This is a genomic window from Micromonospora sp. NPDC047707, from assembly GCF_040704235.1.
Classification (GTDB): domain Bacteria; phylum Actinomycetota; class Actinomycetes; order Mycobacteriales; family Micromonosporaceae; genus Micromonospora.
The window spans coordinates 81,474-93,714 of record NZ_JBEYSU010000003.1 but is presented as its reverse complement, the minus strand read 5'-3'; the positions used below and the strand labels follow the sequence as shown (position 1 = coordinate 93,714).

The window sequence follows — 12,241 nt, the reverse complement described above, 5'->3', positions numbered from 1 at the left end:
GTCAACCTAAGGTTGACGATATGACGGAGCCAGTGCAGATGACCAACGCCGTACGCCTCGACGACCTCATTCAGGGCATCAAGAAGGTGCACGCCGACGCGCTCGACCAGTTGTCCAGCGCCGTCGTCGTCGCCGACCACCTCGGCGAGCTCGCCGACCACCTGATCGGGCACTTCGTCGACCAGGCCCGCCGCTCCGGCGCCTCCTGGACGGAGATCGGCCGGAGCATGGGAGTGAGCAAGCAGGCCGCGCAGAAGCGGTTCGTGCCGAAGTCGACCGATGCGCCGCTGGACCCGCAGCAGGGCTTCAACCGGTTCACCGTCCGGGCCCGCAACGTCGTCATGGCCTCCCAGAACGAGGCCCGGGGCACCGGACACACCGAGATCCGCCCCGAGCACATCGTGCTGGGGCTGCTGGCCGAGCCGGAGGCACTCGCGGCGCAGGCGATCGTCGCGCAGGGCGTACCCCTGGAGCGGGTGCGCGAGGCCGCGACGGCCGCACTCCCGCCGACGCCCGGCGGTGAGCTGTCCCCGCTGCTTCCGTTCGACGCGCAGAGCAAGAAGGTGCTGGAGCTGACGTTCCGCGAGGCGCTGCGGCTCGGGCACAACTACATCGGGACCGAGCACATCCTGCTCGCGGTGCTGGAGCAGGAGGACGGCAGCGGTGTGCTGTCCGGGCTCGGTGTCGACAAGGCCGCCGCCGAGGCCCACCTCACGGCCGCGCTCGCCGCGTTGACGAAGCAGGCGCCGACCGGCGAGTGAGTGTCAGGCGGGGAAGCCGTACCGGGCGGCGTGCTCCGGGTCGGCCGGGTCGATCTGGCGCAGACCGGCGTCGGCGAGGCGCTTGTTGACCTCGTCGAGCCGCTCGCGCACCAGTCGGGCCTCCTCCTCGGTGACCCGGCCCCGGTGCGGCCTGCCCGCGTGCTCGATGGTGCCGTAGTCGACCTTCTCGGCGGCCCGGCGCGTCTTCGGCGGGCGGACCCGCTCGGCCGTCTTCAGCAGCTGCGCCATCGGCACGTCGGTGGCCATCGCGTCGAACTCGCTGGCGGTCAGCACCACCCGGCGCGGCTCGCCGCCGCCGTGCCGGTCGTGGATCTCCACGACCGCGACGTCCAGGGCGGCGTCGTCGATGCTCTCCACCTCGACCGGGGTGGCGTCCAACTGCACGGGCCCGGCCACCAGGTCAGGGTGGTCCAGGACGACGACGCGGACGACCTCGTCGTCGGGTTGGAGCACCGTGCCGCTGAAGTCGGAGACGTGGATCGTCTTCTTGCCCATGCGCGGAGCTTCTCCTGTCGTAGGCCGGTCGAAGGACCAGGAGACGTTACCCGACAGGTGTGCGAAAGCCCGCGCTGGCTCGCCGCGGTGGGGTCAGCGGGTGTTGAGGTTGCGGGTGGAGGTGCCGGCGGGCAGGCGGTTCAGCTCACCCCAGGTGAGCGTGGCCGCGCGGTTGCCCCGGTACGGCGGCTGGGCCGGGAACCGTTCCGCGACCCCGCTGTCCGGCCAGAGCAGCTCGGGGTCGTGTTGGTAACGGTCATTCGGCTGATTCGGCATGACCCTACCGTCCCAAAGAATGTTGTACGTCTATGGAAATAGATATGACGGTCGATCGATACCCTCGGTTCCGGCGAGCGGCAACCGGATCTCGAATCGACATCCGTCCGTGATGTTGCGGACTTGTACCCGCCCGCCGTGGGCCTCAACCAATCCGCGCACGATCGCCAGCCCCAGACCGCCGGAACTGGCGGGTGCGCCGTCGCCCGGACGCGGGGTGCGCGCCGGCTCGCCCCGGAAGGCGACGTCGAAGACCCGGGGCAGGTCCTCGTCCGGAATTCCGCCGCAGGTGTCCGCCACGGCGAGCCAGGCGCTGTCCGTGTCGCACCCGGCGTCCACCCGGACCGTGCCGTCCGACGGCGTGTAGCGGACCGCGTTGAGCAACAGGTTGCCCACCACCCGGGCCAGTTCCGGCTCGCTGGCCAGCACCGTGGGCCAGCCCGAGTCGGGGGCCTCCAGGCGGACCCGGCGGGCGGCGGCCAGCGGCGCGGTGCCGGCGAGCGCGTCGGAGACCACGTCGCCCAGCGGCACGGCCGACAGCGTCAGCCGCAGCGCGCCGGCGTTGATGCGGGAGAGTTCGAACAGATCGTCCACCAGGCGCGTCATCCGGTCGGTCTCCACCCGGATCCGGCGGTGGTACTCGCCCACCGTCGCCGGGTCGTCGACCACCCGGTCCTCCAACGCCTCGGCCATCGCCCGCAGCCCGGCGAGGGGGGTCCGCAGGTCGTGTGAGACCCAGGCGACGAGATCGCGCCGTCCCTGCTCGATCCGGCGTTCCCGCTGCCGGGCCTGATCGGCCCAGACCGCCGCGGCGGCCAGGCGTCGCCCGAACAGCCAGCCCACCACGAGGCTCACGACGGCCGCCGCGGCCACGGTTATCAGCACCACGTCCCGGTCGTGGGCGGAGAGGAACATCGCCTCGGCCACCACCGCGACGCCGGCCACCACCGCGGTCACCGTGACCGCCAGCAGGGCGACGATGTGGACGGTGACGGACCGGCCGCGCAGCAGGCGGAGGACGAGCGCGCCGACCGCGCCCACGCCGAGTGCCGCGAGGAGCGCGAACGCGAAGATCAGCGCGAGATCACGCATCGCCGGGCTCGTAGCGGTAGCCGACGCCCCACACGGTCACGATCCGCCGGGGGTTCGCCGGGTCGGCCTCGACCTTCTCGCGCAGCCGCCGGACGTGCACGGTGACCGTCGACTGGTCGCCGAAGCTCCAGCCCCACACCCGTTCCAGCAGCTCGGCCCGGCGGAACGCCCGCATCGGGTGCCGCATCAGGTGCACCAGCAGGTCGAACTCCCGCACGGTCAGGGTCAGCTCGGTGCCGTGCAACCGGGCCACCCGGGGGCCGGTCTCGACCACCAGGGCGCTGTCGCGCAGCACGTCCGGCGGCGCGGTGACCGGCTCGCCGCCGGTCCGTCGCAGCACGGACCGCACCCGCAGCACCAGCTCCCGGGGGGAGAAGGGCTTGCCCAGGTAGTCGTCGGCCCCCAGTTGCAGGCCGAGGATCCGGTCGGCCTCGTCGCCGCGCGCGGTGAGCATGATGATGGGTACGCCGTCCGGCCGCGCACGCAGCCGCCGGCAGACCTCCAGGCCGTCGACCCCCGGCAGCATCAGATCGAGCACCACGAGATGCGGCGGCTCGGTCGCCACGGCGGCGAGTGCCGAGACGCCGTCGCCCACGTGCGTCACGTCGTAGCCGGCGTGCTCCAGATAGCGGCAGACCACGTCGCTGACCGTCCGGTCGTCGTCGACGACCAGCACCCGCTGCGTCACCGGACCTCCCTCGTGTCCGCACAGCCTAGCCATGCGCGGGCGGCGCGATCCTTGCGAGCCGCTTACGGGTCGGGCCCGCGGTCGCGGTGACGCACCGGTACCACCACGACGCCGACCACGCGGCCGGCGCCGACCACCACGCCGAGCACCCGGGCCACGCCGGGCGGACCGGCCACGGCGGGTACGGGCACGTCGCCCACGGCCGGCACTGAGCCCGATCGGGTCGGCCGCCCGGCCCGGCCGACGGTCCCGGCCGGCGGTCCGTACGGCGCCCCCGCACCGGGCGGTCGGCGTACGGTGATCATCGGAGTGACCACCGGGGCCGGAGGGAGGAGCCGATGCGCGACCGGCTGCTCCACCTGCACCTGGCCACGTGGCTCGGCCAGTGGCCCGCCGGCCCCGGTCTGCACGTCGTCGGGTCCCACCGCCGGGCGCAGCCCGCCTGGGACGGCCGGCTCCGCCCGGCGGTCGCCGTCTCCGCCGGGGCGAGCACCGTGCTGTCCGTGGCGCCGGACCGGGTGGCCGCCGTCCGCGACCTGGCCCGGGGCTCCGTGCGGCGGCTGCTGTCCGGCCTGCCGGCGGCGGTCGGCCATCCGGGGTGGGCCGTGCACGACGACGTGTTCCGGTGGAGCCTCGCCCCGGCGCCGTTGCCCGACGCCGGGGACTGGGTCTCGCCGGCCACACCGGGCCTGCCGCCCTGGCTGCGGCTGTTCGACCGGCCGGTGCTGGTGGTGCGGGACGACCGGGGGCGGTACCTGTCGGGCGTGGGGATCAAGCGGCACGACGCGTACGGCCACGAGCTGGCGGTGGGGACCGTGCCGGCGGCGCGCGGGCGCGGCCTGGCGCGGCGGCTGGTCGCCCAGGCGGCCCGCCGGGTGCTCGACGAGGGGGCCGTGCCGACGTACCTGCACAACCGGCGCAACACCGCCTCCGCCCGGGTCGCCGAGGCGGCCGGCTTCTCCGACCGGGGCTGGCGGTCGTTCGGCGTCTACCCGAGCTGACCCGTCGGCAGGGCGCGGACCGGAGTTCCCGGGCCGGATCCCCGGTCCGCGCCCTTCCCCCCAGGCCCCGTGCGGCTCCGGCGGGCGAGCCGGACACCGTGTGTATCGATCACGCTACGTATTCATCGGGCCGACGGCAAGGGTGGTGCGTGCGGGTCGGAGTGTCGAGAAACAGACTCTGACCTGGGCGGGAACGGTCCAGCGCTGATGTGGGGCGGTGATGCGTTGTGTGACGGACGCTGCCGACAGGTCCGCCGTGCCCGTGCTGCCGGTTGCGGTGGCGGTCGGTATGGTCGGTGGGCGGACGATGGCGGGCGGAGGTGAGGGCTTGGTGCAGCGTTCCCCGGGTGCCGAGTCCGGTGAGGCCCCCGGCCGGGTCACCCTGCGTCCCGCCGGGGAGCTCGACATCTCGACGGTGGGCACCCTCGAAGCCGCGCTCACCGACGCGCTGGCCCGCCCGGGCCTGCGCGAGATCGTGGTCGACCTGGCCGAGGTGCGCTTCCTCGACTCCAGCGGCGTACGCGTGCTCGTCCTGGCCGCCACCGCCGCCCGGAAAAGGGATGCCGTCCTGCGGGTGACCGATCCGCAGCCGGTGGTGGCCCGCGTCCTGCGGATCACCGCGGTGGGCCCGCTGCTCGGCCTGACCGACCCGGTTCCCGGCGACGGTCCCACCTGGCGTCGCCTGACCTGACCCGGCGGTCAGGGTTCGGTGTCAGCCGCGGCCCGCTCGGACCACTGCACGAGCAGCAGCGTGGCGTCGTCACCGGTCCACCCGGCCTGATGGTCACGGACGGCGTGGCTGATCCGCCGCAGTGTCTCCGGTGCGGGCAGGCCGGAGCGGATGTGCCGTTCGGCGAGGTCGGCGAGGCGCGGCAGGCCGAACAGGTCACCCGCCGCGTCGCGGGCCTCGGTCACCCCGTCGGTGTGCAGCAGCAGCCGGTCGCCGGGCTCCAGGCGGACGTGCGCCACGTCCGCACGGTCGTCCGGAAGGCCCAGCGGGAGGCGCCGCCCCTCGGCGAGGGTCCGCACGGCCCGCCCCCGGCGCAGCAGGACCGGCGGTGGATGGCCCGCGTTGACGTAGCGGAGCGCTCCGGTGTCGGTGTCGACCTCGGCGAGGACGGCGGTCACGAAGCGGGCGTCGGTCCACTGGCCGGCGATGGCGGCGTCGACCGCCCGGGCCAGCCCGGTCAGGTCGGCGCCGGCCCGCCGGGCCGAGCGCAGCGCGGACAGCGCCACCGAGGTGGTGAGCACCGCCGGCAGGCCGTGCCCCACGCCGTCGAGGAGCGCCAGTGACACCGTCGCACCGTTCAGGGCGTAGTCGAAGGCGTCGCCGCCGACCTCGTAACAGGGTTCCAGCAGGGCGCTGATCGTGGTGTTCGCGGTGGCGAAGGTGAGTGGCGGGAGGAGTTGCCACAGCAGTTCGGCGGAGACCGCCATCGGCTGGCTGCGGCGCGCGCGGTGCAGGCCGTCGCCGTACCCGATCTTGCTCGTCAGCAGGTGGCCGACCAGGCCGGCGATCAGGCGGAGACCGTCGTGCAGGGCCTCGTCGGCCAGGTCGGCATCCGCCGGGGGGAACACCTCCAGCAGTCCCAGCCGGTCGGTGCCGTCCACGATCGGCAGCCAGAGCCGAGGCGGCGGGCCCTGCCCGGGATGCACCGCCACCTGGGTGAAGGCCCGCCCGGCGAGGCTGGTGTCGATCGGCAGGGGCTCCGGCGTCGGGCGCCCGGGCTCGGGCAGCGGGCGCAGGTCGCACTGCTCCGCGTCGACGAGGTAGACGGTCGCCGAGGCCCGCAGCGGCCGGAGAACGGCGTTCACCGCGACCGGCAGGTCGTCGGGCGGCAGCCGGTGCGACCGGTGGGCGAGGTCGGCGAGCGCCCGGAGCCAGGATTCGGTCGCGGTCATCCGACCCGCATACCCGTAGCCGCCCGGTCCGATGCACGGCGCCGGCCGGGTGGACGCGCCCGCGCCCGTCCCCGGCCGGATCCCGGCGGCCGGGAACGGGCCGGTCCGCTCAGCTCAGCCGGCCAGGCCGAGGGCCTCGGCGGCGGCGCGCCCGTTGGCGTGGCTCGCCCCGTACGTGGTGACGAAGGCGCGGACGCCGGCCGGCCGCCACTGCGCGGGCCAGCCCATCTCGACCACCGCCACCGGATGCCGTGCGGCCAGCGCGGTGACCAGGTCGGCGGCGCCCGGCAACCGGTGCAGGTGTCGGCCGACCAGGACGATCGGCCGGTCGCCGGCGAGCCCGAGCAGGGTCGCCGGTTCGGTCTCGGCGGCCACCACGCGCAGTTCCTCCGCCCCGGCGAGGTGCGGGCCGAGGCCCCACGGCACCCGTCCCTCGGCGATCGTGGAGGTCGAGTGCAGTTGCACCACGAGGGGCTTCTCCAGCCCGGTCAGCACGCCCTCCACCCGTACGGCGCGCCGCGCGGCCGCGTACCCCAGGCCGGTGGGCGCGGCCTCGACGGTGCCGGCGGCCCGGGTCCAGGCGGCGAGGTCGGCGGCGCGGCCGGCCGCCTCCTCGACGCGTGCCCGGTCCAGCCGGCTGTCGCCGAGCGCGGTGACGATCTCCGCCGCGACGTGCTCCACCAGGTCGGCGTCGACCTTGGCGCCGATGCAGAGCAGGTCCGCCCCGGCGGCGAGGGCCCGGACGGCGGCGGGGCCCACGCCGCCCGCGGCGACGGCGGCGCCCTTCATCTCCAGGGCGTCGGTGACGATCGCGCCGGTGAAGCCGTACTCGCCCCGGAGCAGGTCGACCAGGACCGCGCGGCTGAAGGTGGCCGGGCCCTCCCCGGTCAGCGCCGGGACCCGGATGTGCGCGGTCATCACCGCCCGCACCCCGGCGGCGACGACCGCGGCGAACGGCGGCAGGTCCCGTTCGCGGAGCACGTCCACGGGCACGTCGACGGTGGGCAGTTCGTAGTGGGAGTCGGCGACGGTCGCGCCGTGCCCGGGGAAGTGCTTGGCGCAGGCGGCGACGCCGGCGGCCTGGAGGCCGGCCACCGCGGCGGCGGCGTGCGCCGCCACCTTGACCGGGTCGGCGCCGAACGACCGGGTGCCGATCACCGGGTTGTCGTCGGCGCTGTTCACGTCGACGGTCGGGGCGAGGTTGACGGTGATGCCGAGGGTGGCGAGTTCGGCGCCGATCGCCTCGTGGACGCGCCGGGTCAGCGCCACGTCGCCGATCGCGCCGAGCGCGGCGTTGCCGGGGTACGGGCTACCGGTGGCGTGGGCGAGCCGGGTGACGTCCCCGCCCTCCTCGTCGATCGCGATCAGCACGTCCGACCGGGCGGCGCGCAGCGTGGCGGTGCTCGCCGCCACCTGCGCCGGGTCGTGGACGTTGGTGCCGAACAGGGTGTGCCCGGCGAGCCCCTCGCCGACCAGGTCGACGGCCCAGTCCGGCGGGACCGGGCCCGGGTAGGCGGCGAGCAGCGTGCCCAGCGCGAGCCGGCGGAGTCCTGGATCCAGCCCCACTGATCTTCCCCTTTCGGTGCCCGGTGGCACGGACGTCGTACCGGAGGTGGTCCCCGGCGTGCCGGGTCGGGCGAACACTCCGGTCGCGGGTGGCCGTTACGCTACGGCTACCCGTTCGCAGGTCGGTTTACAGTTAGCAAACTTTACATATTTCGAGGACGTGGCATGAGTGCGACCCGGCTCCCCGGCACCCCCCGTCTGTTGCGGGCGCTCAACGACCGCGCGGCACTGGAACTGCTGCTGGAGCGCGGCCCGCTGACCCGGGCCCGACTGGGAGAGCTGACCGGGCTCTCCAAGGTCACCGCGTCCCAGCTGGTCGAGCGCCTGGAGGAGCGCGGGCTGGTCACCCGGGTCGGCGAGCAGGCCGGCGGGCGGGGCCCGAACGCCCAGCTCTACGCCGTCCGTCCCGGCAGCGCCCACGTGGTGGGCGTGGACGTCGGGGCGGACCGGGTGGTCGCCGCCTGCGCCGACATCACCGGGGCGGTGATCGGCCGGGTCGAGCAGTCGACGCGGGACACCGACGACCCGGTGGGCGTGGTGCACAACGCTGTCGTCCAGGTGGCGAGCAGCGCACAGGCGCAGCTGTCGAGCGTACGGCGGATCGTGCTGGGCACCCCGGGCCTGGTCGACCCGGGCAGCGGCGACATCACCTTCGCGTTCAACCTGCCGCGCTGGCACGCCGGCCTGCTCGCCGCACTCCGGGAGGACCTGCACACCCCGGTGGTCTTCGAGAACGACGTGAACCTGGCCGCGATGGCCGAGGCACAGTCCGGCGCGGCGCAGGGCGTCCCCGACTTCGTGCTGGTCTGGGTCGGCGCCGGCGTGGGTCTGGCGATCATGCTGGGTGGCCGCCTGCACCACGGCACCAGCGGCGCCGCGGGTGAGATCGGCTACCTGCCGGTGCCGGGGGCGCCCATCCCGCGCGACGTCTCCCGCCGGGCGAAGCCGGCCTTCCAGCAGCTCGTCGGCGGCGACGCGGTCCGCGCGCTGGCCCACGAGCACGGGTACGCGGACGACACGGCGGCCGGTGCGGTGCGCGCGGCGATCGCCGACGGCGCGGCCGGCGGCCCGATGCTCGACGAGCTGGCCCGCCGGCTCGCCCTGGGCGTGGCGAGCACCTGTGTGGTGCTGGACCCGCCGCTGGTGGTGCTCGCCGGCGAGGTCGGGCAGGCCGGCGGGACGGCGTTGGCCGAGCGGGTGCAGCACGAGGTCGCCGCTATCACGCTGGTCCGCCCCACGGTGGTGCCGACCGGGCTGACCGAGGAGCCGATCCTGCGGGGCGCCCTGCACACCGCCCTGGAGGCCGTCCGGGACGAGGTGTTCGGCTCCACGGTCGGCTGACCGGGTGTCACCGCCGTCCGCCATGTGAAGGAATATTTCATTCTTGGTCGGCAGGCTGCAAGGTCTTGCCGCAGCCCGCCGGCCGGCGGACGTGCCTCAGATGAGGTCGCGGCGGCGGAACACCACGAAGGACGCCGCGGTCAGCCCGCCGGCGAGCAGCAGCAGGACCGCGAGGCCCGACGGCCAGGTCAGCGTGTAGGTGCCGTCGCAGAACCCGCCGAAGGAGTCCGTGCAGGCGTTCCGGTCCCAGAACTCGGCCCGCCCGGCCAGCCAGGCACCCAGATAGCTGGAAAGCATCAGCTGGTCCGGTCGGGACACCTCCAGGATCTCCAGCACCAGCCGGGCGCCCAGTTCCCAGACCACCGCGTACGCGGCGACCGCGCCCAGCGCCGCCGAGGTGTGCCGGCCCAGCGTGGCGACGGCGAAGCCGATCACGGTGGCCAGCAGCACGACGACCAGGCCACGCCCCCAGACGGCGCCCAGGTCGGACCAGAAGTCCGCGTCCACCGGGCCGACGTAGCCGTCGACGAGGGCGATCATCCAGAACGTGGCGAGGTACGCGATCGTGGCCAGCAGGGACAGCAGCAGCACCGCCGCCATCAGCGTGCCGAGCTTCGCGCCGAGCACGGTTGTCCGGCGGGGTCGCCACAGCAGCAGGTTCACCACCCCGCCCGAGTTCAGGTCGGCCCCGATGTAGGAGGCCCCGACCAGGAATCCGAAGAGCACGAGGAAGGCGATCAGGAAGTACAGCAGGGGGCGGGTGTCGTGGCTGAAGGTGAAGACCCCGACGAGCTTGTCGGCGGCCACCGGCAACCGCTCGCGCAGGCCGGGATCCACGATGCTGCAGTCGGAGGGGAAGTAGCCACTGTCGAAGTCCTCGGGCGGCAGCTCGCCCCGCTGCCGGGCCAGGCACCGCTCGTGGTGGAGTTCCATCTCGCGCCGCTCGCTGTCGGCCTTCTGCTGGGCGACCGCCAGCTCGCCCGGGGTCGGCCGGTGGGAGATGGCCACGTTCGTCAGGGCGGTGACGCCGAACGCCAGCACCAGCAGCACGAGCATCAGCTGGACGAAGCGCCGCGACCCGAGGCGCCCCAGCTCGGCACGGACCAGGTTCACGCGTCCACTCCCTTGCGGTCCAGGTCGATCACGTCGTCGCGGACGTCCGCGCCCGATTCCGTCGAGCCGTCCACCTGCCGGGGCACCCCGGGGTGCGCGACCGGCCCGGTCAGCTCGAGGAACACGCTCTCGAGATCCGGCCGCAGCGGTGTCAGTTCGCGGACCCAGGCGCCCTGCTCACCCAGGGTTCGGCTGATGGTGGCGGCGTCGTCCACCCCGTGCACCACCAGATGGTCGGGGTGCTCGGTGACCGTGAGGCCGGCGCCGCGCAGCAGCTCCGTCGCCCGGTCCGGCTCGTCCACCCGGACCAGCACCTCGTGCCGGTCGAAGCCGGCCAGCACCTCGTTTACGCGTCCCGCGGCGACCCGTCGGCCCCGCGAGATGATCGTCACGTGGTCGCAGATCAGCTGGATCTCGGCCAGGATGTGGCTGGAGACCAGCACGGTCACGCCCGAGTCGGCCAGCGTCCGCATCAGGTCCCGCATCTCCCGGATGCCGGCCGGGTCCAACCCGTTCGCCGGCTCGTCGAGGATCAGCAGCTCCGGGCTCTTGAGCAGGGCGGACGCCACCGCGAGGCGCTGCTTCATGCCCAGGGAGTAGCCCTTCACCCGCTCGTGGCCCCGATCGCGCAGACCCACCTGGTCCAGCACCTCGTCGATCCGGGACGTCGGGACGCCGCCGGCGCGGGCCAGCAGCCGGAGTGTCCGGTGAGCGGTGAAGTTGCCGAAGAACTGCGGGCTCTCCACGATCGCGCCCACCCGCCCGGCGACCCGGGGCAGGTGCTCCGGAGCCTGCTCGCCGAGCACCCGCATCCGGCCGTCGTCGGCCCGCACAAGCCCGAGCAGGGCGCGCAGCGTGGTCGTCTTGCCCGACCCGTTCGGCCCCAGGAACCCGTGCACCTGGCCGGCCTCCACGAGCAGGTCGAACCCGTCGACCGCCACCCGGCGCCCGCGCCGCACGCTGTGGAACGTCTTGCGCAGACCCTCGATCTCGATGACCGCGCTCATCCGCGCAGCTCCGTGCTCCGAACGGGCATCGGCCGTCCTCCGGTGGGGGTGATCAATGACACGGCGACTCAGCCTAGGCCCGGCACGCCGCCCGTGGGGGGCGCCGCGGCGGTGCGTGGTTGGATGGGCCTCGTGACTGGTGACCTGATCCCCGGCGCTTCCGGCGCCGCTGCCGCCCCCTCGCCCGTGGACGCGGATCTGGTGGTCAGCCTCGACGGCGTCGGCGTGCGCCGCTCCGGCACGGCCCTCCTGCACGACCTCGACTGGCGGGTCGAGTTGGACGAGCGGTGGGTGGTCCTCGGCCCCAACGGCGCCGGCAAGACCACCCTGCTCAACCTCGCCGCCGGACGGCTGCACCCCACCACCGGCACCGCCCACGTGCTCGGCGAGCGGATCGGCCGCACCGACGTGACCGAACTGCGGACCCGCATCGGGCTCTCCACCGCCGCCCTCGCCGAGCGGATCCCCGCCGACGAACGCGTCGCCGACGTGGTGGTCACCGCCGCGTGGTCGGTCGTCGGCCGGTGGCGGGAGAGCTACGACAGCGGCGACGAGGCCCGCGCACGGTCCCTGCTCTCGCAACTCGGGGTCGGCGCGCTGGCCGACCGCCCGTACGGCACTCTCTCCGAGGGTGAGCGGAAGCGGGTGCAGATCGCCCGCGCGCTGATGACCGACCCGGAGCTGCTGCTGCTCGACGAGCCCGCCGCCGGGCTCGACCTGGGTGGCCGCGAGGACCTGGTCGCCCGGCTCGCGGAGCTGGCGTACGACCCGGACGCCCCGGCGCTGGTGCTGGTCACCCACCACGTGGAGGAGGTCCCGCCCGGCTTCACGCACGCGCTCCTGCTGCGCGAGGGCGGCGTGGTGGCGCAGGGGCTGCTCGGCGACACGCTGACCGGGGACAACCTCTCCAAGACCTTCGGCCTGCCCCTGCTGGTCGAGCGGCACGGCGACCGGTACACCGCCCGCGCCGCCTGAGGC

At 74.4% G+C, this 12,241-nt stretch carries 14 protein-coding genes; 6 read left to right on the top strand and 8 right to left on the bottom strand.

Going from position 1 to position 12,241, the window contains the following annotated elements; all coding sequences use genetic code 11:
- Positions 1 to 20: 20 nt before the first annotated feature.
- Positions 21 to 761: a Clp protease N-terminal domain-containing protein gene (locus AB0873_RS04370; RefSeq protein ID WP_366598365.1), complete on the top strand. Its 741-nt coding sequence runs from the start codon at positions 21 to 23 to the stop codon at positions 759 to 761.
- A 3-nt stretch (positions 762 to 764) separates the two neighbouring features.
- Here AB0873_RS04370 and AB0873_RS04365 read toward each other — a convergent pair whose 3' ends face one another.
- From AB0873_RS04365 to AB0873_RS04350, 4 genes are all read right to left on the bottom strand, one after another.
- Positions 765 to 1,277 (bottom strand): hypothetical protein, encoded by a 513-nt coding sequence (locus AB0873_RS04365; protein WP_366598364.1) that lies wholly within the window; start codon positions 1,275 to 1,277, stop codon positions 765 to 767.
- Between the two features lie 93 nt (positions 1,278 to 1,370).
- The gene (locus AB0873_RS04360; protein ID WP_155333744.1) at positions 1,371 to 1,553 is read right to left on the bottom strand and encodes a hypothetical protein; all 183 of its coding nucleotides are present in this window, start codon (positions 1,551 to 1,553) and stop codon (positions 1,371 to 1,373) included.
- Positions 1,554 to 1,583: 30 nt separating this feature from the next.
- A complete protein-coding gene (locus tag AB0873_RS04355; RefSeq protein WP_155333743.1) occupies positions 1,584 to 2,645 on the bottom strand; it encodes a HAMP domain-containing sensor histidine kinase in 1,062 nt (353 codons plus the stop codon).
- A complete protein-coding gene (locus AB0873_RS04350) occupies positions 2,638 to 3,333 on the bottom strand; it encodes a response regulator transcription factor (protein ID WP_366598363.1) in 696 nt (231 codons plus the stop codon). Before AB0873_RS04350 ends, AB0873_RS04355 begins: the two co-directional genes overlap by 8 nt.
- 86 nt (positions 3,334 to 3,419) lie before the next feature.
- On the opposite strand from AB0873_RS04350, the gene AB0873_RS04345 reads away from it, so the two are divergent.
- The 3 genes from AB0873_RS04345 to AB0873_RS04335 all read left to right on the top strand — a co-directional run bounded on the left by AB0873_RS04345 (position 3,420) and on the right by AB0873_RS04335 (position 5,025).
- On the top strand, positions 3,420 to 3,545 hold the full coding sequence (locus AB0873_RS04345; protein WP_366598361.1) for a hypothetical protein: 126 nt from the start codon (positions 3,420 to 3,422) through the stop codon (positions 3,543 to 3,545).
- 126 nt (positions 3,546 to 3,671) lie between these two features.
- Positions 3,672 to 4,334: a GNAT family N-acetyltransferase gene (locus tag AB0873_RS04340; protein ID WP_366598360.1), complete on the top strand. Its 663-nt coding sequence runs from the start codon at positions 3,672 to 3,674 to the stop codon at positions 4,332 to 4,334.
- A 331-nt stretch (positions 4,335 to 4,665) separates the two neighbouring features.
- On the top strand, positions 4,666 to 5,025 hold the full coding sequence (locus AB0873_RS04335; protein WP_366598564.1) for an STAS domain-containing protein: 360 nt from the start codon (positions 4,666 to 4,668) through the stop codon (positions 5,023 to 5,025).
- Positions 5,026 to 5,033: 8 nt separating this feature from the next.
- On the opposite strand, the gene AB0873_RS04330 is transcribed toward AB0873_RS04335, so the two are convergent.
- Both AB0873_RS04330 and AB0873_RS04325 read right to left on the bottom strand, forming a co-directional pair.
- Positions 5,034 to 6,236, bottom strand: a complete 1,203-nt coding sequence (locus AB0873_RS04330) for a PP2C family protein-serine/threonine phosphatase (RefSeq protein WP_366598359.1) — start codon at positions 6,234 to 6,236, stop codon at positions 5,034 to 5,036.
- Between the two features lie 114 nt (positions 6,237 to 6,350).
- Complete coding sequence (locus AB0873_RS04325) at positions 6,351 to 7,802, bottom strand: glycoside hydrolase family 3 N-terminal domain-containing protein (RefSeq protein ID WP_366598358.1); 1,452 nt, start codon at positions 7,800 to 7,802, stop codon at positions 6,351 to 6,353.
- 165 nt (positions 7,803 to 7,967) lie between these two features.
- On the opposite strand from AB0873_RS04325, the gene AB0873_RS04320 reads away from it, so the two are divergent.
- Complete coding sequence (locus tag AB0873_RS04320; protein ID WP_366598357.1) at positions 7,968 to 9,143, top strand: ROK family transcriptional regulator; 1,176 nt, start codon at positions 7,968 to 7,970, stop codon at positions 9,141 to 9,143.
- Between the two features lie 96 nt (positions 9,144 to 9,239).
- Here AB0873_RS04320 and AB0873_RS04315 read toward each other — a convergent pair whose 3' ends face one another.
- Together AB0873_RS04315 and AB0873_RS04310 are read right to left on the bottom strand one after the other, a co-directional pair.
- Positions 9,240 to 10,256: an ABC transporter permease subunit gene (locus AB0873_RS04315; RefSeq protein ID WP_366598356.1), complete on the bottom strand. Its 1,017-nt coding sequence runs from the start codon at positions 10,254 to 10,256 to the stop codon at positions 9,240 to 9,242.
- Positions 10,253 to 11,263: an ABC transporter ATP-binding protein gene (locus AB0873_RS04310; RefSeq protein ID WP_366598355.1), complete on the bottom strand. Its 1,011-nt coding sequence runs from the start codon at positions 11,261 to 11,263 to the stop codon at positions 10,253 to 10,255. Before AB0873_RS04310 ends, AB0873_RS04315 begins: the two co-directional genes overlap by 4 nt.
- Positions 11,264 to 11,386: 123 nt before the next feature.
- Between AB0873_RS04310 and AB0873_RS04305 the strand changes: the two genes are divergently transcribed.
- A complete protein-coding gene (locus tag AB0873_RS04305) occupies positions 11,387 to 12,238 on the top strand; it encodes an ABC transporter ATP-binding protein (protein ID WP_196255758.1) in 852 nt (283 codons plus the stop codon).
- Positions 12,239 to 12,241: the final 3 nt, after the last annotated feature.

Bases quoted from the DNA above. Each gene is read 5' to 3' on its own strand.
- AB0873_RS04370 (WP_366598365.1), top strand. From the start codon at position 21: ATGACGGAGCCAGTGCAGATGACCAACGCCGTACGCCTCGACGACCTC.
- AB0873_RS04365 (WP_366598364.1), bottom strand. From the start codon at position 1,277: ATGGGCAAGAAGACGATCCACGTCTCCGACTTCAGCGGCACGGTGCTC.
- AB0873_RS04360 (WP_155333744.1), bottom strand. From the start codon at position 1,553: ATGCCGAATCAGCCGAATGACCGTTACCAACACGACCCCGAGCTGCTC.
- AB0873_RS04355 (WP_155333743.1), bottom strand. From the start codon at position 2,645: ATGCGTGATCTCGCGCTGATCTTCGCGTTCGCGCTCCTCGCGGCACTC.
- AB0873_RS04340 (WP_366598360.1), top strand. From the start codon at position 3,672: ATGCGCGACCGGCTGCTCCACCTGCACCTGGCCACGTGGCTCGGCCAG.
- AB0873_RS04330 (WP_366598359.1), bottom strand. From the start codon at position 6,236: ATGACCGCGACCGAATCCTGGCTCCGGGCGCTCGCCGACCTCGCCCAC.
- AB0873_RS04320 (WP_366598357.1), top strand. From the start codon at position 7,968: ATGAGTGCGACCCGGCTCCCCGGCACCCCCCGTCTGTTGCGGGCGCTC.
- AB0873_RS04310 (WP_366598355.1), bottom strand. From the start codon at position 11,263: ATGAGCGCGGTCATCGAGATCGAGGGTCTGCGCAAGACGTTCCACAGC.
- AB0873_RS04305 (WP_196255758.1), top strand. From the start codon at position 11,387: ATGGGCCTCGTGACTGGTGACCTGATCCCCGGCGCTTCCGGCGCCGCT.